This is a genomic window from Allobosea sp. BE125 (genome assembly GCF_031456075.1).
GTDB lineage: Bacteria > Pseudomonadota > Alphaproteobacteria > Rhizobiales > Beijerinckiaceae > Allobosea.
The window spans coordinates 195,556-216,538 of the sequence record NZ_JAVDTY010000007.1; the positions used below are offsets into that span (position 1 = coordinate 195,556).

General features: G+C 66.9%; 16 protein-coding genes. 12 read left to right on the plus strand and 4 right to left on the minus strand.

From position 1 onward, the window contains the following. Positions 1-61: 61 nt before the first annotated feature. Positions 62-2,569 (minus strand): ATP-dependent helicase HrpB, encoded by a 2,508-nt coding sequence (gene hrpB / locus J2Y55_RS17275; protein WP_310155849.1) that lies wholly within the window; start codon positions 2,567-2,569, stop codon positions 62-64. Between the two features lie 212 nt (positions 2,570-2,781). On the opposite strand from hrpB, the gene J2Y55_RS17280 reads away from it, so the two are divergent. Then, complete coding sequence (locus J2Y55_RS17280) at positions 2,782-3,639, plus strand: hypothetical protein (protein WP_310155854.1); 858 nt, start codon at positions 2,782-2,784, stop codon at positions 3,637-3,639. Between the two features lie 28 nt (positions 3,640-3,667). Here J2Y55_RS17280 and J2Y55_RS17285 read toward each other — a convergent pair whose 3' ends face one another. Next, positions 3,668-4,456 (minus strand): class II glutamine amidotransferase, encoded by a 789-nt coding sequence (locus tag J2Y55_RS17285; protein WP_310155857.1) that lies wholly within the window; start codon positions 4,454-4,456, stop codon positions 3,668-3,670. A 229-nt stretch (positions 4,457-4,685) separates the two neighbouring features. After that, on the minus strand, positions 4,686-5,165 hold the full coding sequence (locus J2Y55_RS17290) for a hypothetical protein (RefSeq protein WP_310155860.1): 480 nt from the start codon (positions 5,163-5,165) through the stop codon (positions 4,686-4,688). A 155-nt stretch (positions 5,166-5,320) separates the two neighbouring features. On the opposite strand from J2Y55_RS17290, the gene J2Y55_RS17295 reads away from it, so the two are divergent. The 11 genes from J2Y55_RS17295 to gyrB all read left to right on the plus strand — a co-directional run bounded on the left by J2Y55_RS17295 (position 5,321) and on the right by gyrB (position 20,162). After that, positions 5,321-6,745, plus strand: coding sequence for a sodium:proton antiporter (locus J2Y55_RS17295; protein ID WP_404978959.1), 1,425 nt, complete (start codon positions 5,321-5,323; stop codon positions 6,743-6,745). 181 nt (positions 6,746-6,926) lie between these two features. Further along, the gene (locus J2Y55_RS17300; protein ID WP_310155866.1) at positions 6,927-7,916 is read left to right on the plus strand and encodes a threo-3-hydroxy-L-aspartate ammonia-lyase; all 990 of its coding nucleotides are present in this window, start codon (positions 6,927-6,929) and stop codon (positions 7,914-7,916) included. A 239-nt stretch (positions 7,917-8,155) separates the two neighbouring features. Further along, on the plus strand, positions 8,156-8,422 hold the full coding sequence (gene rpsT, locus J2Y55_RS17305) for a 30S ribosomal protein S20 (RefSeq protein WP_092173014.1): 267 nt from the start codon (positions 8,156-8,158) through the stop codon (positions 8,420-8,422). A gap of 793 nt (positions 8,423-9,215) precedes the next feature. After that, entirely contained in the window at positions 9,216-10,739 is a 1,524-nt protein-coding gene (gene dnaA, locus J2Y55_RS17310; protein ID WP_310155873.1) for a chromosomal replication initiator protein DnaA, read from the plus strand. A 152-nt stretch (positions 10,740-10,891) separates the two neighbouring features. Further along, positions 10,892-12,007 carry a DNA polymerase III subunit beta gene (dnaN, locus tag J2Y55_RS17315; RefSeq protein ID WP_092173020.1) on the plus strand — a complete coding sequence of 372 codons (1,116 nt, stop codon included), beginning with the start codon at positions 10,892-10,894 and terminating at the stop codon, positions 12,005-12,007. A gap of 15 nt (positions 12,008-12,022) precedes the next feature. Continuing rightward, positions 12,023-13,150 (plus strand): DNA replication/repair protein RecF, encoded by a 1,128-nt coding sequence (recF, locus tag J2Y55_RS17320; RefSeq protein ID WP_310155882.1) that lies wholly within the window; start codon positions 12,023-12,025, stop codon positions 13,148-13,150. A gap of 226 nt (positions 13,151-13,376) precedes the next feature. Continuing rightward, entirely contained in the window at positions 13,377-14,684 is a 1,308-nt protein-coding gene (locus tag J2Y55_RS17325; RefSeq protein WP_310155885.1) for a methyl-accepting chemotaxis protein, read from the plus strand. Positions 14,685-14,768: 84 nt separating this feature from the next. Next, positions 14,769-15,383 carry a LysE family translocator gene (locus tag J2Y55_RS17330; protein ID WP_310155888.1) on the plus strand — a complete coding sequence of 205 codons (615 nt, stop codon included), beginning with the start codon at positions 14,769-14,771 and terminating at the stop codon, positions 15,381-15,383. Positions 15,384-15,389: 6 nt separating this feature from the next. Beyond that, on the plus strand, positions 15,390-15,746 hold the full coding sequence (locus J2Y55_RS17335) for a hypothetical protein (protein ID WP_310155891.1): 357 nt from the start codon (positions 15,390-15,392) through the stop codon (positions 15,744-15,746). A 39-nt stretch (positions 15,747-15,785) separates the two neighbouring features. After that, complete coding sequence (gene recQ / locus J2Y55_RS17340; protein WP_310155894.1) at positions 15,786-17,621, plus strand: DNA helicase RecQ; 1,836 nt, start codon at positions 15,786-15,788, stop codon at positions 17,619-17,621. A 120-nt stretch (positions 17,622-17,741) separates the two neighbouring features. After that, positions 17,742-20,162, plus strand: a complete 2,421-nt coding sequence (gyrB, locus tag J2Y55_RS17345; RefSeq protein ID WP_310155897.1) for a DNA topoisomerase (ATP-hydrolyzing) subunit B — start codon at positions 17,742-17,744, stop codon at positions 20,160-20,162. A 32-nt stretch (positions 20,163-20,194) separates the two neighbouring features. On the opposite strand, the gene hpaI is transcribed toward gyrB, so the two are convergent. After that, complete coding sequence (hpaI, locus tag J2Y55_RS17350; RefSeq protein WP_310155899.1) at positions 20,195-20,977, minus strand: 4-hydroxy-2-oxoheptanedioate aldolase; 783 nt, start codon at positions 20,975-20,977, stop codon at positions 20,195-20,197. Between the last annotated feature and the right edge of the window lie 6 nt (positions 20,978-20,983).

Sequence of the window (20,983 nt, forward strand, 5' to 3'; positions counted from 1 at the left end):
GATCCAGGCTAGTGCTCAAGACAGGGATACTCGCCACAAGGGCGAGCATGACGGCAGAGCCTCAGGTCCCGCGCGGCTTCGCCCTCGTCGTCGGCGGCGCGGCGGCGGGATCGTCCGGCCAGGGGTGGCGTGGGTAGCGGCCCTTCATCTCGGACTTCACGGCCGACCATGAGCCGCGCCAGAAGCCCGGCAGATCGCGAGTGATCTGGATCGGCTTGTGCCCCGGCGAGAGCAATTCCAGCACCAGCGGCACGCGGCCCCCGGCCAGCGCAGGGTGGAGGCCAAGCCCAAAGAGCTCCTGCACCCGCACCGAGATCGTCGGGCCGGCCTCGGCGGCATAGTCGACCGCGAGGTTGGAGCCCGTCGGCGCGGTAAAATGCGTCGGGGCCTCGCTGTCGAGCCGGCGTTTCAGATCCCAGGGCAAAAGTTCGGTCAGCGCCGCATCGAGATCGGAGGCCTGGATCGCCGCAAGCGAGGCGCGTCCCGGAAGATGCGGCGCGAGCCATGTCGCGACATCGGGCCCAAGCCCCTCATCCGTCAGGTCGGGCCAGGGATTGTCGCCGCCCGAGGACGCCGTCGCCTTGCGCAGGAAGTCGACGCGCTCGCGCAATTGCATTTGCGCCTTCGTCCAGGGCAGGAGCCCGATGCCGAGCGTTGCGATACCCCCGGCCAGCGCCGTGGCGTTGTCCAGGGACGCGTCGACCGGCAATGGCCGTTCCGCCAGCAGCAGCGCGCCATAGCGCCTGATGGCGCGGACCCGCAGCGCGCGCGCGGCCCGCTCGAACGTGACCTCGCTGCGCTCCTCGATCGTGAAAGGCGCGAGCCCCTCGCCCGCGAGCCAGAGGATGTCCGCCTCCGTGATCACTACCGCCGCCATGATACGCGCCTGCTGGGCGGCTCCGGTCATCTCCGCCACCACGAGCCAGGGCTCGCGCGCCAGCCGCTGGGAGGGCTCCAGCGCCGCGCCGCGGCCATTGGCGAGCAGATACGGGCCGGAGCCCGCGCTGCGTGCCCTGGCGATGCGGTCTGGATAGGCCAGCGCCAGCAGGAGGCCCAGCGACAGCGCCAGCTCCCGTAGTTTCGGACGCGCCTTCTCCGCGCTGCGCGCCCAGCCTTCGGCCAGCCGGCGCATATCGGCGGCGCGGCCGCCGCGCTCGCGACCGAGCCGCTCCAGGCGCTCGGCAAGATCGATCGCATCGCCGCCCAGCCCGCGCTCGACCAGCAGTGCGGCAAGCGCGGCCGCCGGGCTCGCCTGGCCGAAGCCCGCAGCGGCCACGACCATGCGCGCCAGCCGGGGCGGCAGCGGCAGCGCCTGCAGCGCCTTGCCCTCCGGCGTGATGCGGCCATCGCCATCGAGCGCGTGCAGCGTCGTCAGCAGGGCGCGCGCCTCCTTCAGGGCCGGTGCGGGCGGCATATCGAGGAAGGCGAGGCTCGTCGGGTCGGTCACACCCCAGGCGGCGCAATCGAGCAGCAGGGGGGCCAGGTCGGCGGAGAGGATTTCGGGCCGTGCGAAAGCCTCCAGCGCGCCGGTGCCGGCCTCCTCCCAGAGGCGGTAGCAGATGCCGGGCTCGGTGCGCCCGGCGCGGCCGCGACGTTGGTCTGCCGCCGCGCGGCTGACGCGGCGCGTCTCCAATCGGGTCACGCCGATATCGGGCTCATAGACCGGCACGCGGGCAAGGCCTGAATCGATCACCACGCGCACGCCCTCGATCGTCAGCGAGGTCTCGGCGATGGCGGTCGCCAGCACGACCTTGCGGCGGCCCTTGGGCGCAGGCAGCACGGCGCGATCCTGCTCGGCCTGGTCGAGCGCGCCATAGAGCGGCGCGATCTCGACGGAAGCCTCGCGGATGCGTTCGCGCAGGCGCTCCTCGACACGACGAATCTCGCCCTGGCCGGGCAGGAAGACGAGCAGCGAGCCGGCCTGCTCGTTCAGCGCCAGAAGCACGGCCTCCGTGACCTGATCCTCGATGCGCTTCAGCGGATCGCGGCCGCGATAGCGCGTCTCGACAGGGAAGGCCCGTCCCTGGCTCTCGATCACGGGCGCTTCGCCGAGCAATCGCGCGACGCGCGCGCCATCGAGCGTCGCCGACATCACCAGGATGCGCAGATCCTCGCGCAGGCCCGCTTGTGCATCGAGCGCCAGCGCCAGGCCGAAATCGGCATCGAGCGAGCGCTCGTGGAATTCGTCGAAGAGCACGGCCGCGACGCCGTCGAGCCCGGGATCGTCGAGGATCATCCGGGCGAAGACGCCTTCGGTGACGACCTCGATGCGGGTCTTCGGGCCGATCTTGGAGCCGAGCCGGACGCGCAGGCCGACCGTCTCGCCAACGCGCTCGCCCAGCGTCTGCGCCATGCGGTTGGCCGCGCCGCGCGCCGCCAGGCGGCGCGGCTCCAACAGGATCAGCTTGCCGCCCTTCGCCCAGGGCTCGTCGAGCAAGGCGAGCGGCACGCGCGTGGTCTTGCCCGCGCCGGGGGGCGCGACGAGGACGGCGTTGGGGCGCCCCCGCAGCGAGGCTGCGAGCTTGTCCAGGACGGCATCGATGGGGAGCTTCGTGTCGAAGGCGCGCATGACGTCTCGCCTGTGGCGCGACGGGAGGCGAAGCGCAAGCCTTTGAGCGGAATACGGCGCCCGAGTTTCCAACGGGGCCTCGTGTTCAATCGGGGATGTATGCTGCAGGAAAGGATTGCCCAGGGCCGGCCGAATCCGACAGGATCGCGCCATCAGCCCGGCGCCGCGCGCGTCCCGTCTTCGCGAGATCAGATGCAAGAAATCAGATGTATGTGAGCCTCATTCGTCGCGGCTTCCTGTGGTTCATCGGCGCGCTGGCGCTGGGCGGCTCGTCCCGCGCCGACGAACCGAAACCTGCGCCATCCCAACCGAATCCCGCCCCTGTGATCTCCGTCAGGCCGCGCCATGTCCTGTGTTTTCTCGGCCGCGCGCATGATCTGGCGCGGCTGTCGGAGGCCGCCCGCAACGCGATCGGCACTGTCGCCAAGGGCTTCAGCGTCGACACGGATTATTCCCAGGATGAGGCGGATGACCGGATGGAGCGTTCATTTGCGGTATGCTGGGATCGCGTGCAGCCCAAGGCCTGGACGGCCTCGGACGAACGCGCTGTCGCGGAGCATGGTTCGGTGCTCTATGTGATGGGGCCGCCAATGACGGCCGAGACGGCCGTCGAGACCTCCGCCACCGCCTTGCTGCTGGTGCAGCAACTCATCCAGGCCGGAGCGGTGGCCGTCAAAGGGGAAAGCGCCGGGATCGCCCATGGGCTGGCGCGCTGGCAGGAGCTGGCGGCCCAGGCGCAAGCGGCGCGCCAGGCCGTGCGCGAAGCCGGCGACAGCCTGGCGCTCGGCCGGATCTGCCGCCTGGCCTTCGCAAAACGCCCGCTGGAGGCCAAGGGCTATCTGGAAAGTGTCGGCTTTCACCTCGTCGGGCTGCCGGAGGTCTATGCGCCGAAGTCGCTGGGCAGCGAACGGGCGGTCGTCGCGCTCATGGACGAGGTCGCCGACGAGATCGCAAGGCGCGGGCTTGAGGCGACATTGCGCGAGCGCAAGGCAAGCCGGTCCTTCGCATCGACCTATGACGAGGACGAATTCAAGTTCAACCCCTATGGGATCGTGAGGCTTCAGCCGTAATCTCGAACAGAAACGGCCCGTCTTAGCCTCAGGCCGCCTGCTTCAGCCCGACCTCGAAAGGCGACAGCGCGACCGTGCCAGTGCGCACCGTGACCAGGGTGTTGGCCGGCAGCGCCTGCCAGCAATCGCGCGCGGCATCGACCGGTTCTGAGGCGATGATGACGCTGTCGCCGCGGTCGCAGAGATAGAGCGTCGGCGGCTTGGGGTCGGAGGACCAGCGCACCGCATGGACGCTGTCGCCATCGGCAAGCGCCGCGGCGCAGCGCAAGGGCTCGCGGATGCCGGCCTGCTGCATCAGGGCGAGCGCTTCGCCCAGCGCCCAGGCCAGCGCTTCGCCAGGTGTCATGCCCTCGGCCATGCCGGCCAGGGTGAGCAGGAAGATCGCCTCGGAATCGGTCGTGCCGACGCGGTCGCCATAGAGTGCGTCGGGAATCAGGCTCTCCAGCTTGCGGCGGATCAGGCCGTAGCCGCCGATCTGGCCGTTATGCATGAAGAGGTGGTGGCCATGGGCGAAGGGGTGGCAATTGGCTCGCGTCGTCGCGGTGCCCGTCGCGGCGCGGACATGGGCGAAGAAGAGGCGCGAGCGGACCTGGCGCGCGATCGAGAGCAGGTTTTCATCCGCCCAGGCGGGCCTGACCTCGCGGTAAAGCCCCGGCTCGCGCCTGTCGCCATACCAGCCGACGCCGAACCCGTCGCCATTCGTACCGGTCTTGGTTTCCTCGGCATGGAGCGATTGGTGGATCAGCGAATGGCAGGGCGCCGCGACGAGATCCTCAAGAAAGACGGGCGCGCCTGAATAAGCAAGGAAACGGCACATGATCGGTCCCGAATCGGCCGCGGCCGGGATGCCGCTAGGAGGAGATTATTCTACAGGAATGAATGCCGGCATAACAATCGACCAATGCGGGTCATTCCGCACGCGCTGCGGCGCGCAGTGCCGCTGCGCAGATGCGCAACCGCGAGACGCGAAGTCGCCTCGTCCCGACGACGGTCCCGTGCCTGCACCGCATCACGCTGCGCTGCGGCGCGCAGGGGATGATGACGGGCTACTCGCCGCAGCTGAAATCGAGCGTCGCGCTCTTGGCGCTGCGGCCGACCTTGACCTCGATATCGAGCGGCGCACAGGTCGCGTTGTCGAGCAGGAAGGCCTTGTGGATGCGCCCACTCTCGCCGAACAGGAAACCGCCATAGACGCGCCGCAGCAGGGTCTTTTCGCCGGTCTTGGCCCGCTGCTTGACCGTGATGGAGGCAAGGTCGCGGGCGATCTTGTCGGAGGATCTGGTGTTCTTCGCGCCGGTGAACACCAATGTCACCAGAACCGCGTCTGCCGGCTCGCCGGCATCGCCCTCGCCGATGACCGTGTTGTGCAGTGCCCTATTGGCGCCGATGAGATTATCCGAGAGCTTGCCGGAGCGTTCGAGGAAGATCTGGGCCCTGATCTCGGCGACCGAGACCTGGGCGAAGACCGGATTGGCCAGGGCCGGGACGAAGATAAGGGCCAGAAGAACTGGCAGAAGCGCGCGCATCCTGGAAATCCCCTTGCCATCTCTCGTTGCGTCACCCGGGCCTATACTGATTTGGCCCCAGGTTGCTAGGCTTTCGCTCCTCGTCTAACCAGCTACAGTCCACAACAGCCTCTGGGCTCGGCGATGATGACAACCACGCGAAAAGCGGGCGGGGAATGGCCTTAGTGAGCTTTCTGAGACGAACCGGCGCGGTGCTCGCGCTATGCCTGGTCTCCAGCGCAGCGCTGGCCGCAGGCGATATCGGCGGCGCGACGATGGGAGCGGTCTGGGCGCTGCCCTTCGCCGGCATGCTGCTCTCGATCGCGCTCGGTCCCGTGCTGTTCCCGCATTTCTGGGAGCTGAACTACGGCAAGTTCGCAGCGTTCTGGTCGGTGCTGGTGCTGGCGCCGCTGGTCCTGTCGCGCGGTTTCGACCCGGCGCTGGGCGCGCTCCTGCATATGGGGCTGCTCGATTATATCCCCTTCATCATCCTGCTCTTTGCCCTGTTCACGATCGCCGGCGGCATCCTGATCATGGGCAATCTGCACGGCACGCCCGCGACCAACACGGTTCTTCTGGCGATCGGCACGCTGATGGCGAGCTTCGTCGGCACCACGGGCGCCTCGATCATCATGATCCGCCCGATCCTGCGCGCCAATGATGCGCGGCGCCACAATGTCCATGTCGTCGTGTTCTTCATCTTCCTGGTCTCGAATATCGGCGGCTCGCTGACGCCACTCGGCGACCCGCCGCTGTTCCTCGGCTTCCTGCGCGGGGTGAGCTTCTTCTGGACGACCACGCATCTGCTTCCGGAGACCGGCTTTGCCGTCATCGTGCTGCTCGCCCTGTTCTATGGGCTCGACAGCTGGTTCTACCGCAAGGAGGAGGGCCTGCCGCAGCTCAAGGACCCGACACCGGACCGCGACATCAAGCTCTATGGCAAGGTCAACATCGCCCTGCTCGGCGGCGTCATCCTCGCCATCCTGATGTCGGCGAGCTGGAAGCCGGGCGTCGCCTTCACCGTGCACGGCATCGCGGTGGAATGGCAGAACCTGGCGCGCGACCTCATCCTGCTCGCGCTGGCGGGGCTTTCGCTGAAGCTGACGCCGGGTCCGGTGCGCGCCGGCAATGAATTCAGCTGGGGGCCGATCAAGGAGGTCGCCAAACTCTTCGCCGGTATCTTCATCTGCATCATCCCGGTGCTGGCGATGCTGCAGGCGGGCCGCAACGGAGCCTTCGCGCCGCTGGTCGCGCTGGTCAGCCATGCCGATGGCGCGCCCAACAACATCGCCTATTTCTGGCTGACCGGGGCGCTGTCCTCCTTCCTCGACAATGCGCCGACCTATCTCGTCTTCTTCGAGCTCGCCGGCGGCGATCCGCAAAAGCTGATGACGACGGGTGCATTGACGCTGACGGCGATCTCGGCCGGCGCGGTCTTCATGGGCGCCAACAGCTATATCGGCAACGCGCCGAACTTCATGGTCTATGCCATCGCCAAGGACCGGAAGGTCGCGATGCCGAGCTTCTTCGGCTACATGCTCTGGTCGGGCACGATTCTGATCCCGCTGTTTCTGGTGCAGACGCTGATTTTCTTCAGGTGAAGCGGCGATCTCGCCATGCTCGGGCTTGACCCGAGCGGCTCATACAGGGGGCGCTCGGTTCCCCACGGCTTGCGCGTCGATCAACGCCACGCATGGCTGATGTCACCGTCTCTGACTTGAAGCGGGACTGCCTGTGCTGGCAGATAGGGTTGAGACGATCACGCCCCAGGACACAGCTTCCATGACCGATGCAGCCGCCAGCAAGCCCTCCCCGCCGACCTATGCCGATGTCGAGGCGGCAGCGCTGCGCATCAAGGGCGTCGCCCATCATACCCCGGTTCTGACCTCGGCCACCGCCAACAGGCGCACTGACGCCAGCCTGGTCTTCAAGGCCGAGAACCTGCAACGCATGGGCGCCTTCAAGTTCCGCGGCGGCTATAATGCGATCGCGGCATTGTCGCCGGAGCAGAAGCGTGCCGGCGTCGTGACCTATTCCTCGGGCAATCACGCCCAGGCGATCGCGCTGGCGGGCAAGCTGCTCGGCGTGCCCACCACGATCATCATGCCGGAGGATGCGCCGGTGGCGAAGGTCGAGGCGACGCAGGCCTATGGCGGCGAGATCGTGCGCTATGACCGCTACAGCCAGGACCGCCTCGTGATCGGCGGCCAGCTCGCGGCCGAGCGCGGCCTGACCGTGATCCCGCCCTATGACCACCCTCATGTCATCGCCGGGCAGGGCACCGCGACCAAGGAGCTGATCGAGGATGCCGGCCCCCTCGACATCCTGCTGGTCTGCCTGGGCGGCGGCGGCCTGCTGGCTGGGGCGGCCCTGGCCGCCAAGGCGCTGAATCCGGGCTGCCGCGTCTTCGGCGTCGAGCCCGAGGCCGGCAATGACGGGCAGCAATCCTTCCGCTCCGGCAAGATCGTCAAGATCGCGGTGCCCAAGACGATCGCCGACGGGGCGCAGACCGCCTTCCTGGGCGATCTCACCTTCCCGATCATCCAGGCCCTGGTCGAGGACATCGTCACCGTCAGCGACGCCGCGCTGATCGATGCGATGCGCTTCTTCGCCGAGCGGATGAAGCTCGTGGTCGAGCCGACCGGATGCCTGGCCGCCGCCGCCGCATTCACCGGCGCGGTGCCGGTCGCGGGCAAGCGCGTCGGCGTGATCTTGAGCGGTGGCAACGTCGATCTGGCGAGCTTTGCCCGTTTCATCGCGCCGGCCGGTTAGATCACGTCGCATTCGGACGGAATCGTCCGAATGCGAAAGAACGTGTTCGACTCTAAAACCTGCGGCCACGCGCCATTCCGGCGTTGACGCCGGGCGCGGCAGCGACTATACGCCTGCCTCTCGCGACGGTCCGCGCAAGCAACGGCCGCCGCCCACGCATTTTCCATCACGGTCGCGGTCCGACCCCGCCAGGCACATAGCCTGAGGCGAACGGACGCGATGAGAACGAGGACGTTTCGATGGCCAATACGACGTCGGCCAAGAAGGCCACGCGCAAGATCGCGCGTCGCACCGAGGTCAATAAGGCGCGCCGCTCGCGCATGCGCACCTTCCTGCGCAAGGTCGAGGAGGCGATCGCCTCCGGCGACAAGAGCGCCGCTGCCGATGCTCTGAAGGCGGCCCAGCCCGAGATCATGCGGGCTGCTCAGAAGGGCATCGTTCACAAGAATACGGCGTCCCGGAAGGTCTCGCGCCTGGCGCATCGGGTTGGCGCTCTCGCCTCCTGATTTTCGCCATTCCGCAGAGCGGATTTTCGACTGAAAAACCCGGCCGTGAGGCCGGGTTTTTTCGTTGGCTGCAAACCTGGCTGTGACCCGGCTGCTACATTGTGCGAATGATTGATTCGCATCGCTTGTCAGCACGATTCTGCAATCTTTCCACGGCTTTGCGGGGTTGACTCCGGGGGCGCTCTGAGGGCGCAAAATCGGCCTCTCCGGCAGTTTTGACCGCGCAGCGAAAGCGCTTATTTTTCATGAGTTTAGCGGGCAAAGGATTTGGCCCTCGGGATTCCCTCCGACTCTCCTCGGGTGGATGGCACATTTGGAAAAAAAAGATTCGCTCTCGAAGGCATAGGGCATCCGTAAAGAAAATCTTAAGTTCCACAACCAATTGCACGGTGAATGCCGGTAGGTCAGACTACCCCTTTCGGGCCTCGACTCTCGGAAGCCGGCTGAAGGGGATGTTGATCCCTTTCGAGAGCGCCCTGTAAGGTCATTTTCATCGCCGGGCGGACAGCAATGGCCACCGGGGATTTCCGAAGAAATAATAGCGTTTTGGCTCGCGACCTAGGGGGGTTGGAGGATGCGGCTCTTTGTCTTGTCAGGTTGAGATGAAGTGCGGCTGCGTCTCTCCGCGGGCTATCCAGGCGTAATCGACAGAAGCGAAGGCAGGTCCCCTGCGAGCGCGCAGCGTTCGCGGAAGGCCTGATCTATCGACCGGACCAGTAGCGCCGGCGAGGCTGCCGCATTGCGGCGGTTCTCGCTCAAGCGCGCCAATTTTTTAAAGAATGGGGCAACACACATGTTTGAACGGCAGGAGACGGTGGAAGCGATCGAGGCAGTGGCGTCGCCGCTTCCTTTGGTTGCGACCACGATCACGGAGACGATCGCCCCCCTGCAGGGTTCGCTCGGGGAGGCCTGGGACCGAGTTCGCCGCCGCCTGCGTGCGGAGCTTGGCGAGGACGTGTTCTCGAGCTGGTTCGCCCGTGTCGAGATCGGCGGGCTCGTCGACAGCGTCGCCTATCTCACCGTGCCGACCCGTTTCCTGAAGAGCTGGCTCGAGGCGCATTACGCCGAGCGTCTTCAGGTCAATTGCCAGGCAGAACTGGGCGCCGTGAATGGCGTCATCCTGTCCGTCCGCCAGGTCTCGCGTGACAGTGCGCCGGCCCCGGTGCGAGAGATGGTCGCCGCGCGTCCGCGCTCTGCCGTGGCTGCGCCTGCGGCCGCTTCCGCCGAGATCCGCCATGGTGAGGCCGCGACGCCGTGCGAGCGCGACATCGTCGACGCTTGCGGCACGGTGCTCGACCGGCGCCTGACCTTCGAGAACTTCATCGTCGGCAAGTCGAACCAGCTCGCTTTCGCGGCTGCCGAGCGTATCGCTGCGGCTCCTGCCGGATCGACGCCCTATAACCCGCTCTACCTTCATGCCGGCGTCGGCCTGGGCAAGACGCATCTGCTGCAGGCAATCGCCCAGGAAGCGCGCCGCCAGGGCAAGCGCGTCGCCTATTTCACCGCCGACCGCTTCATGTACGGCTTCGTCGCCGCGCTGAAGTCGCAGACCGCGCTCGCCTTCAAGGAGAAGCTGCGCGGCATCGACCTGCTCGTGGTCGATGATGTCCAGTTCATCCAGGGCAAGTCGATCCAGCAGGAGTTCGGCCATACGATCAATGCGCTGATCGACGCCGGCAAGCAGATCGTCGTGGCCGGTGACAGGCTCGCCAACGACCTCGAGGCGCTGGACGAGCGCATCCGCTCGCGCCTGGGCGGCGGACTCGTCGTCGAGGTCGGCGATCTCGACGAGACGCTGCGCGGCAAGATTCTGGGCGGCCGATTGGCGGCGCTGCACGCCGCCCATCCGAATTTCCACGTCAATCCCGATGTCGTCGCCTATGTCGCTTGCGTCGTCGCCACCAATGGCCGCGATCTCGACGGTGCCGCCAACCGCTTGCTTGCCCATGCCACGCTGTCTGGCCAGGCGGTCACCCTGGAGACGGCCGAGGCCGCGATCCGCGATCTGGTGCGCACCCGCGAGCCGCGCCGCGTCAAGATCGAGGACATCCAAAAGCTGGTCGCGACGCGCTACAATGTCAGCCGGGCCGATATCCTGTCGGAGCGGCGGACGGCGGCGGTGGTGAAGCCGCGCCAGATCGCGATGTATCTCTCCAAGGCGCTGACTCCGCGCTCCCTGCCTGAGATCGGCCGCCGTTTCGGCGGGCGCGACCACACCACGGTGCTGCATGCGGTGCGCAAGATCGAGAAGGCGATCACCGAGGATCGCATGCTCCATGACGAGGTCGATCTCTTGAAGCGCATGCTGCAGGAGTGAGCGGCGGGCGTTGAAGCCCCTCTGCCCGTTTTGATTGTGATTGCCGGCGCGCCTGCCCTTGCGCCGGTGGCGCGCCTCCGGCAATGTCGCGGGCCATTCCGCCGCCCGCGCTTCCTTGGCCCGGGCGCAATCACGCCAGAAGACTAAGAGATATGAAGGTCACGGTCGAACGTTCCACGCTGCTGAAGTCGCTGGGCCACGTGCATCGCGTGGTGGAGCGCCGCAACACGATCCCGATCCTGTCGAACTTGCTGCTCAGCGGAGCGGAGGCCGGCCTGAGGCTCAAGGCGACCGACCTCGATATAGAGGTCGTGGAAACAATCGCCGCCGATGTCGCCGAGCCCGGCGCGACGACCGTTCCGGCCCATACGCTGTACGATATCGTCCGCAAGCTGCCCGACGGCGCACAGGTCTCGCTTGAGACGACTGGCGAGACCGGGCTGACCTTGCGCTCGGGCCGCTCGCGCTTCCAGCTCCAGACCTTGCCGGAAAGCGACTTCCCGGACATCACAGCCGGCGAGATGGCGCATCGCTTCGTGCTTCCGGCCGGTGAGTTCAAGCGCCTGATCGACAAGACGCAGTTCGCGATCTCGACCGAGGAGACGCGCTATTATCTGAACGGCATCTATCTCCACACGCTCGATGTCGAGGGCCGCAGCCTGTTGCGCGCGGTCGCCACTGACGGCCACCGCCTTGCCCGCGTCGACACCGCAGCACCTGCGGGCGCCGCCGGCATGCCCGGCGTCATCATCCCGCGCAAGGCCGTCTCCGAAATCCAGAAGCTGCTGGAGGATGGCGAGACCGAAGTGGCGATCGAATTATCCGCAACCAAGATCCGCGTCGCGACCCAGGCCGTGGTGCTGACCTCGAAGCTGATCGACGGCACTTTCCCCGATTATCAGCGCGTCATTCCCAGCGGCAACGACAAGCGATTGACCGTCGACAAGGGCGATTTCGCAGCCTCGGTCGACCGTGTCTCGACGATATCCTCCGAGCGCGGCCGGGCCGTGAAGCTCTCCATGGCCGATGGCCGCATGACGCTCTCGGTCACCAATCCCGATTCCGGCTCGGCGACCGAGGAGATCGAGGTCGACTATGATGCGAGCCCGCTCGATATCGGCTTCAATGCCCGCTATCTCATGGATATCGCCGCCCAGCTCGATGGCGACACCGCCCTGCTCAAGCTGGCCGACCCCGGCTCGCCGACCGTGATCCAGGATCGCGAAGGCGCGTCTGCGCTCTATGTGCTGATGCCGATGCGGGTTTAGGCAGCGTTCAGTGCCGTGACCGCCGTCGCGCGCCTGATCCTCCAGGATTTCCGTTCCTATGAGGCCCTCGATCTGACGATCGAGGGCCAAATCGTTGCGCTTGTCGGCGAGAACGGAGCGGGCAAGACCAATCTGCTGGAGGCGCTTTCGCTGTTCGCGCCCGGGCGCGGCCTGCGCCGCGTCGACCTTGCCGACATGGCGCGCCAGGGCGGACCGAGCTCCTTTGCCGTCTCGATCGCGCTCGCCGATGACGGGCCGCGCCTGGGCATGGGGCTGAGCGAGCGCGATGGCGATGGTAAGCGCAGCCGCCTCTCGCGCATCGACGGTGTGCCGGTCGGCTCGGCGTTGGCCTTCAGCGAGCATTTGCGCCTGGTCTGGCTGACGCCGGATGTCGACGGGCTGTTCAGGGGCGCGGCCGGCGATCGCCGCCGCTTCCTCGACCGGCTGGTGCTGGCGGTCGACCCGACGCATGCGACCCGCTCGAACGCGCTGGAGCGCGCCTTGCGCTCGCGCAACCGCATCCTCGAGGAAACGCCGCATCAGACGCAATGGCTCGACGCCGTCGAGCGCGAGGTCGCCGAGCTCGGCGTCGCGGTCGCGGCCGCCCGCGCCGAGACGGTGGCGCGATTGAGCGCGATCATCGCGGAAACCCGCGACGACGCCTCGCCCTTCCCCCATGCGGCGCTGGCGCTGGCGGGCGAGCTCGACACGCTGGTGGCACAGCTTCCGGCGCTCGACGCGGAGGACGCCTACCGGGCCCTGCTGCGCCAGGGCCGGGCTCGCGATCGTGCCGCCGGGCGAACGCTGATCGGGCCGCAGGCCTCGGATCTCGAAGTCCGCCATGCGCCCAAGGACATACCCGCCGAGCTGGGGTCCACCGGTGAGCAGAAGGCGCTCCTGATCGGCCTCGTGCTCGCCCATGCCAGGCTGGTCGCGGCGATGAGCGGCATCACCCCGCTCGTCCTGCTGGACGAGATCGCCGCCCATCTCGATCCGCGCCGGCGGGCGGCGCTCTACGACGCCTTGCTCGCGCTCGGCTGCCAGGTCTGGATGACCGGGGCGGATCCAGCGCTGTTCGCTGACCTGCCGGATGGTTCCCAGCAGATCAAGGTCGAGGCCGGCCGGGCGCTGCCCATGGTGTGATCGAGACCAGAAATGCCAAGTGTGATCGACGTGGTGGTGATTGCGCTTTGGGGGCGTTCCTCGCCTACAGGACGCGCACGTTTCGACTATAGACGCGGAAATACTCAACTGAGCTGTCTGTGGATACGGAAAAGCCATCGTCATGCTGGCTGGGGCCGCGCCTCATGGTTGATGGGCGGTTAACCATTCGGTGCTAGTGTCATCGCCCATGCAGCCATCCCCGAACATGTTCTCTGCGTCGGAGAAGGAGATCGCGAGCCGCCTGCTCGCGCTCCTCGCGCCGTATTTCGATGCCTCGATCGAGAAGCTCTACAGTTCGACCTTCGGCCGCGACAAGCTTAACCAGGACCGCCAGCTCCATCGTGACGAGCAGGCCAAATACCGCCTGCTTTTCGCCCTGCAATTCGATGCCGATTACGTTGCCGCCAAGCGGCGCATCGTCAGCCGGGCCAACCAGCACGACATCACCTTGGCGGACTATCCGCTGTTCTTCCTCGAGGATTTCTCGAACTTCCTGTCGGTCATTTTCTCGCGCTGGAAGCGGCGCTGGGGGCCGGTCGACGAAGCGCTACGCGTGTTCTGCAAATTGATGCTGACCGACATTGCCTACTCGATCGCCCGTTTCGACGAGGCAATCGACCTGCAGACGGGCGAGCGCCTCAAGCTGGTCGAACAGGCCTTTCGGAGCGGCATCGCCGAGCGCATCTCGGCGATCGAGGTCAGCATGGGCGACATTTCCGGGTTCTCCAGCGAGCTGTCGGCCAAGGCCGGTGAAACCCTGTCGGCGGTGGCCGAGACCCAGCGCAAGCCCGAGCAGGTCGCGGCCTCCGTGGCCGAGATCGTCTCCGCCACGCGTGCCTTCGGCGCGTCCTGCGCCGAGATCACGGTCGAGACCGCAACGTCCAGCCGGGCAGCGGACGAGGCCGGGGCGGGCTGCGAGGGGATTGCCAGCAATGTCGCCATGCTCCGGCAAGCCAATGGCCGTATCGGCAACGTGGTCGAACTGATCCGTAATCTCGCGGCGCAAACCAATCTGCTGGCGCTCAATGCCACCATCGAGGCCGCGCGCGCGGGCGAGGCCGGGCGCGGCTTTGCGGTTGTGGCCGCCGAGGTGAAATCCCTCGCGACGGCGACCAACAGCGCCACGGAGACCATTCGTCAGGGCATCGACGAAGTGGTCAATGCGAGTCTCGCCATCGATGAAGCCGTTGCCCAGCTCGGCAGCACCATGCAGGCGATGCAGGCCAGCGCTCGCCTTGTGGCCGAATCCGCAGCCGGTCAGGCCGGGCGCATCGAAGCCATCGCCGCCCAGGCCGAAGCCTCGTCGCTTGGGGTCGATGCAATCGCCCGCCATGCGACGCTGGTCGAGGGGCTCGCCGGAGAGGCTGCGGCGCTCGCTTACCACACTGACGAACGCATCAAGGCAACCTCCCGGCTGGCGCAGGAACTCGAAAGCTCGATTGCCGTCTTCCTCGGCGAGGTTGCGCAGGTGCGCGCCGACCGGCATCACGCGGTCGTTCGCGAAGCGGTCTGATCGATCAGGCCACGCAATGCGATGGGACGGGATGCGGCAAGGCTGCTAACCTTGCGGCAGCATCACGATAAGCGGTCGCATGCCATGGATTTTTCGAGCCTTCTGATTTTCGCCGGCGTTTATTTCCTTGCCGTCGCTTCGCCGGGGCCAAGCATCGCGGCGCTGGTGGCGCGCTCGCTGGCCACCGGCTTTCGCCGCTCGCTGCCCTTCGCCGCCGGCATCGTCGCGGGCGACCTGATCTGGCTCTCGCTGACCGCGCTCGGGCTCGCCGTGCTGATGCAGAGCTTCCACGGGCTGTTCGTCGCGATCAAATATGCCGGCTGCGCCTATCTGCTCTATCTCGCCTTGCGGCTCTGGGCCGCGCCCACGGGAGCGTTGAAGCAGGCTCCGGCGGCGCGCGGGGAAGGCTGGCGCCTGTTCCTGGGCGGAATCGCGCTGACGATGGGCAATCCCAAGGTCATCGTCTTCTTCCTGTCGATCCTGCCGCTGGTCGTCGACCTCTCCGCCCTGACGCCGCTCGCCTTCGCCGAGATCGCCACGTTGATCACGCTGATCATCGGCTCGACCCTGATCGCCTATGCCTATGCGGCCGATCGGGCGCGGCGGCTGGTGGCGAGCCCGCGCGCTCTGCGCCGGATCAACCGATTGACGGGCGGCGTCATGGCGGGAGCGGCTGCTGCCATCGCCATGCGCAGCTGAGCGGCCATGCTGCTGCTGGCGGCGGGCCTGCTCGATCTCGGCTTCGCGCTGTTCCATGCGGCGTTCTGGCGGCTCTTCGGCTGGCCGGAACGACTCGCGCCATCGGGCGGGCTGAACAGCGCGATCACCCAAACGCTCAATGTGATGCTGAGCTTCGTCTTCGTCGTCTATGGCGCGGCGTTGATCTGGCAGGCGGGAGATCCCGAGGCATCCTGGCTGCTGCCCCTCGCGGGTGGCTTGTTCTGGTTGCTGCGATTGGCGCTCCAGTGCCTCTGGTTCGATCCGCGCCCGCTCGCCTCCGGGCTGATCACGGCGGTCTTCGCCCTGGCGGCCGCGCTTCACCTGTTGGCCGGGCTGTCCTGAGGCTGGCAATCCGCGCGGCGGTCGGGCACACCACTGATCATGCCGCAATCCCGCGAATCAGACGCCCGCGCGATCCTCAAATCCGTCTTCGGCTATGACGAATTCCGTCCCGGCCAATGGGAGGTGATCGCGGCCGCCCTTGCCGGCGAAGACGTCTTCGCGGTGATGCCGACGGGCTCGGGTAAATCGATGTGCTATCAGCTTCCGGCGCTGGTCGCGGGTGGTTTGACGCTGGTGGTCTCGCCTTTGATCGCGCTGATGCGCGACCAGGTCGGGCAATTGACGCGGGCCGGCGTCGCCGCCGCCTCGCTCAATTCGATGAACAGCGAGACCGAGGCCACTGAAGCCTGGGACAAGCTCAATGCCGGCGAATTGCGCCTGCTCTTCGTCTCGCCCGAGCGCTTGGCCGGCGAGGGACTGGTCTCGCGCCTGCGCCGGCTCGGCGTGACCCGGCTCGCCATCGACGAGGCGCATTGCGTCTCGCAATGGGGCCATGATTTCCGCCCCGAATACCGCCTGCTCGCCAAGGCGCGCGAGGCGCTGGGCGGCGTGCCGGTGACGGCCCTGACCGCAACCGCCGACCGGCAGACGCGCGAGGACATTGCCCAGCAGCTCTTCCCCAAGCCGCCGCACAGCGTCGTCCACTCCTTCGACCGCCCGAATCTGAAGCTCGCCTTCGCGCCCAAGGATCAGCCCAAGCGCCAGATCGCCGAGTTCCTGACGCGCCATCGCGGCGGCAGCGGCATCGTCTATTGCTCGTCGCGCGGGCGCACCGAACGCTTGAGCGAGGGCCTGCGCGAGAAAGGCTACAACGCGCTGCCCTATCACGCGGGCATGGAGCAGGGCCTGCGCAACCGCAATCAGGACATCTTCCTGCAGGAGGACGGCGTCGTCGTCTGCGCCACCATCGCCTTCGGCATGGGCATCAACAAGCCCGATGTCCGCTTCGTCGTCCATGCCGACATGCCGGGCTCGATCGAGAGCTATTACCAGGAGATCGGCCGTGCCGGTCGCGATGGCCTGCCGGCCGACACGCTGACCCTCTACGGCATCGAGGACATGGCGCTGCGCCGCCGCCAGATCGACGAGAAGGCGGTCGAGGACGAGCGCCGCCGGATCGAGCACAAGCGCCTGAACGCCATGATCGACCTGTGCGAATCCGCGCTGTGCCGCAGGAGCGCGCTGCTCGCCTATTTCGGCGAGGAGACGCAGAGCTGCCGCCATGGAAATGCGCCGATCCGCTGCGATCTCTGCGGCGGCGAGGCCGAATTGACCGATGCTACGCTCGATGCGCGAAAGCTGCTCTCTGCGGTGGCGCGCTCGGGCCAGCGCTTCGGCGCGGGCCATCTCGCCGACATCCTGACCGGCACCATGTCCGAGACCATCCGCCGCCAGAACCATGATGGGCTGAAGACCTTCGGTGTCGGCCAGGACAAGCCCAAGAGCGCCTGGACCGCATTGACGCGAAAGCTCTTCGCCGCCGGCGCCCTGGCCGAGGCCAGCATCGAGCATGGCGGCTTCTGCCTGACCCCGAGGGGTGAAGACATCCTGTTCGGCCGCGAGGCGATCGCGCTTCGGGCCGATCTCCATGCTGATCGCCGTACGCGTCGCGCCGGGCGCGAGGCGGCCCGCGCCGACGGGCTCGACGAGGGCACGGCCGGGCTGTTCGAGCATCTCAGGCAACTGCGCCTGTCGATCGCCCGCGAGGAGGGCGTCGCGGCCTACATCATCTTCACCGACCGCACCCTGATCGCGATGGCGCGCGAGCGGCCACTGGGGCTGGAGGCGATGCGCGCGATCGAAGGCGTCGGCGAGCGCAAGCTCACGCAATATGGCGAGGCCTTCCTGGAGGCGATCGCGGGGTTTGCGGGCTGATAACCGCCAGACTCGCGCACGCACGCGTACACGCGTGAAAAAGCCGTCATTAGCCCCTATATTGACCCATACGAATCAAGACGATCGCGGATGCCCGCGCCTCCGCCGAAGGACCACGACATGAGCGATGCTGCCCGCGACCTTGAAGATGCCGCCTATGGCGCCGATTCTATCAAGGTTCTCAAAGGCTTGGATGCGGTGCGCAAGCGCCCCGGCATGTATATCGGCGACACCGATGACGGCTCGGGCCTGCATCACATGGTCTATGAGGTGGTCGACAACGCGATCGACGAGGCGCTGGCCGGCCATGCCGACCTCGTCACCGTCACGCTGAACGCCGAGGGTTCGGTCACCGTCACCGATAATGGCCGCGGCATCCCGACAAATATCCACAGCGAGGAAGGCATCTCGGCGGCCGAGGTCATCATGACCCAGCTCCATGCCGGCGGTAAGTTCGACCAGAACTCCTACAAGGTCTCGGGCGGCCTCCACGGCGTCGGCGTCTCCGTGGTGAACGCGCTCTCGGTCTCGCTGAAGCTGCGCATCTGGCGCGGTGGCCAGGAGCATTTCATGGAGTTCCGCCATGGCGATGCGGTGGCGCCGCTCGCGGTCGTGGGGCCGGCCGGCGACAAGCGCGGCACGGAGGTGACCTTCACCCCGTCCCAAGAAACCTTCACCATGATCGAGTTCGACTACAAGACGCTCGAACATCGCCTGCGCGAGCTCGCCTTCCTGAATTCGGGCGTCCGCATCGTCCTGACCGATGCCCGCCATGCCGAGGTGGTGCGCGAGGAATTGATGTATGAGGGCGGCGTCGAGGCCTTCGTGCGCTATCTCGACCGGGCCAAGACCGCGATCATCACCAAGCCGGTGATGCTCTCGGCCGAAAAGGACGGCATCACCGTCGATGTCGCGCTGTGGTGGAACGACAGCTACCACGAGAACGTGCTCTGTTTCACCAACAACATCCCGCAGCGTGATGGCGGCACCCATCTTGCCGGCTTCCGAGCCGCGCTGACGCGCCAGATCACCGGCTATGCCGAGACCTCGGGCATCCTGAAGAAGGAAAAGGTCGCGCTCACCGGCGATGATTGCCGCGAGGGCCTGACCGCAATCGTCTCGGTCAAGGTACCAGACCCGAAATTCTCATCGCAGACCAAGGACAAGCTGGTCTCCTCGGAGGTGCGTCCCGTCGTCGAGAACGTCGTCAACCAGGCGCTCTCGACCTGGCTCGAAGAGCACCCGCCCGAGGCCAGGCTGATCGTCGGCAAGGTGGCGGAAGCCGCAGCCGCGCGTGAGGCCGCCCGCAAGGCGCGCGACCTGACCCGCCGCAAGGGCGCGCTCGACATCGCCTCGCTCCCGGGCAAGCTCGCCGACTGCCAGGAACGCGATCCAGCCAAGTCCGAGCTCTTCATCGTCGAGGGTGACTCGGCCGGTGGCTCCGCCAAGCAGGGCCGCGCCCGCGAATACCAGGCCGTGCTGCCCTTGCGCGGCAAGATCCTCAATGTCGAGCGGGCGCGCGTCGACAAGATGCTCTCCTCCGAGCAGGTCGGTACGCTGATCATTGCGCTCGGTGCCGGCATTCGCGAAGAGTTCAATATCGAGAAGCTGCGCTACCACAAGATCATCATCATGACCGACGCGGACGTGGACGGCTCCCACATTCGCACCCTGCTCTTGACCTTCTTCTACCGGCAGATGCCGGAGGTGATCGAGCGCGGGCATCTCTTCATCGCCCAGCCGCCGCTCTACAAGGCGGCGCGCGGCAAATCGCAGACCTATCTCAAGGACGAGCGCGCGCTCGAGGATTACCTCGTCGAAACCGCGCTCGACGGCGCGGTCTTCAAGACGAGCGACAGCGCCGAGCGGGCCGGCTCCGATCTGCGCAGCCTGATCGAGGAGGCGCGCGGCATCCGCTTCACCCTTGGGCAATTGCATTCGCGCTATGACCGCCGCGTCGTCGAGCAGATGGCGATCGCCGGCGCGCTCCATCCCTTCTCCGAGGACAGCGAGGCGCAGGCCAATGAAAAGGCGGCCGCCGTGGCCGCGCGCCTCGATGCGATCTCCGACGATCTTGAGCGCGGCTGGGAGGGCAAGGTCGCCGATGGCGGCTTCCTGTTCTCGCGGATGGTGCGCGGCGTGAAGCAGGTCGCCGCGATCGATGCCGGCCTGCTCGCCAGCGCGGAGGCGCGCAAGCTCGATGCGTCGAGCGCCTCGCTGCAGGAGGCCTATGCCAAGCCGGGCCTGCTCAGCCGCAAGGGCGACGACCATGCCGTCAACGGCCCGACGGACCTGTTCGACGCCGTGACCGCCATCGGCAAGAAGGGCGTCTCGCTGCAGCGCTATAAAGGCCTCGGCGAGATGAACCCGGAACAGCTCTGGGAAACCACGCTCGACCGCGAAGCCCGCTCGCTGCTGCGCGTCAAGAACGACCAGAACGACGAGGCCGACGACCTCTTCGTCAAGCTCATGGGCGACGTCGTGGAGCCGCGCCGCGAGTTCATCCAGAGCAACGCCCTGACCGCGACGGTCGATACCTGAGCTGGGCCGTCAGGGGCTGAAGCGATCGCGCTTCAGCTCCGTGTGCCGCGCGGGCCCTTGAACTGCTCGCAGAGCGTTTCGGTCGCCCGGACCAGCATCGCCGCATCGACGCCCACGGCCGTGAAGCTGGTGCCAAGCTCGATGCAGCGTGCGGCGAAGGCGTTGTCGGGCGTCAGGATGCCGGCGGGCTTGCCGCAGGCCCTGATGCGGCCGATCGCCGTCTCGATCAGCGCCTTGACCTCCGGATGGCCGGGCTGGCCGACATGGCCGAGGCTCGCCGCCAGATCGGCCGGGCCGATGAAGACGCCGTCGACGCCATCGACCGAGGCGATCGCCTCCAATTGGTCGAGCGCCTCGCCGGTCTCGATCTGCACGAGCAGGCAGAGCTCCTCATGGGCGCGCCGGCCGTAATCCGCGACGCGGCCGAAGCAGGTTGCTCGCGTCACGCCCGAAACGCCCCTGATGCCGTCGGGCGGATAGCGCATCGCCGCGACCGCGGCCCGCGCCTCCCCAGCGTTCTGGACATAGGGGATCAATAGGGTCTGCGCGCCGAAATCGAGCAATCGCTTGATCAGCACGGCGTCGTTGCTGGCTGGCCGCACCACTGCCGAGACCGGATAGGGCGCAACCGCCTGGAGCTGCGCCAGCACGGTCAGCGGATCGCCGGGCGAATGTTCGGTGTCGAGCAGGAGCCAGTCGAAGCCGGAACCCGCGACCGCCTCGGCGGCATAGCTGCCCGGCAGGCTGCACCACAGGCCGATCTGCTGGTGGCCCTCATTCAGGGCGCGCTTGAACAGATTGGGCGGGAGTTCCATGGCGAA

Bases quoted from the DNA above. Each gene is read 5' to 3' on its own strand.
- J2Y55_RS17335 (WP_310155891.1), top strand. From the start codon at position 15,390: ATGCTGCTGCTGGCGGCGGGCCTGCTCGATCTCGGCTTCGCGCTGTTC.
- J2Y55_RS17300 (WP_310155866.1), top strand. From the start codon at position 6,927: ATGACCGATGCAGCCGCCAGCAAGCCCTCCCCGCCGACCTATGCCGAT.
- J2Y55_RS17285 (WP_310155857.1), bottom strand. From the start codon at position 4,456: ATGTGCCGTTTCCTTGCTTATTCAGGCGCGCCCGTCTTTCTTGAGGAT.
- J2Y55_RS17325 (WP_310155885.1), top strand. From the start codon at position 13,377: ATGTTCTCTGCGTCGGAGAAGGAGATCGCGAGCCGCCTGCTCGCGCTC.
- J2Y55_RS17295 (WP_404978959.1), top strand. From the start codon at position 5,321: ATGGCCTTAGTGAGCTTTCTGAGACGAACCGGCGCGGTGCTCGCGCTA.
- dnaN (WP_092173020.1), top strand. From the start codon at position 10,892: ATGAAGGTCACGGTCGAACGTTCCACGCTGCTGAAGTCGCTGGGCCAC.
- hpaI (WP_310155899.1), bottom strand. From the start codon at position 20,977: ATGGAACTCCCGCCCAATCTGTTCAAGCGCGCCCTGAATGAGGGCCAC.
- J2Y55_RS17290 (WP_310155860.1), bottom strand. From the start codon at position 5,165: ATGCGCGCGCTTCTGCCAGTTCTTCTGGCCCTTATCTTCGTCCCGGCC.
- gyrB (WP_310155897.1), top strand. From the start codon at position 17,742: ATGAGCGATGCTGCCCGCGACCTTGAAGATGCCGCCTATGGCGCCGAT.
- recQ (WP_310155894.1), top strand. From the start codon at position 15,786: ATGCCGCAATCCCGCGAATCAGACGCCCGCGCGATCCTCAAATCCGTC.
- rpsT (WP_092173014.1), top strand. From the start codon at position 8,156: ATGGCCAATACGACGTCGGCCAAGAAGGCCACGCGCAAGATCGCGCGT.
- dnaA (WP_310155873.1), top strand. From the start codon at position 9,216: ATGTTTGAACGGCAGGAGACGGTGGAAGCGATCGAGGCAGTGGCGTCG.
- J2Y55_RS17330 (WP_310155888.1), top strand. From the start codon at position 14,769: ATGGATTTTTCGAGCCTTCTGATTTTCGCCGGCGTTTATTTCCTTGCC.
- hrpB (WP_310155849.1), bottom strand. From the start codon at position 2,569: ATGCGCGCCTTCGACACGAAGCTCCCCATCGATGCCGTCCTGGACAAG.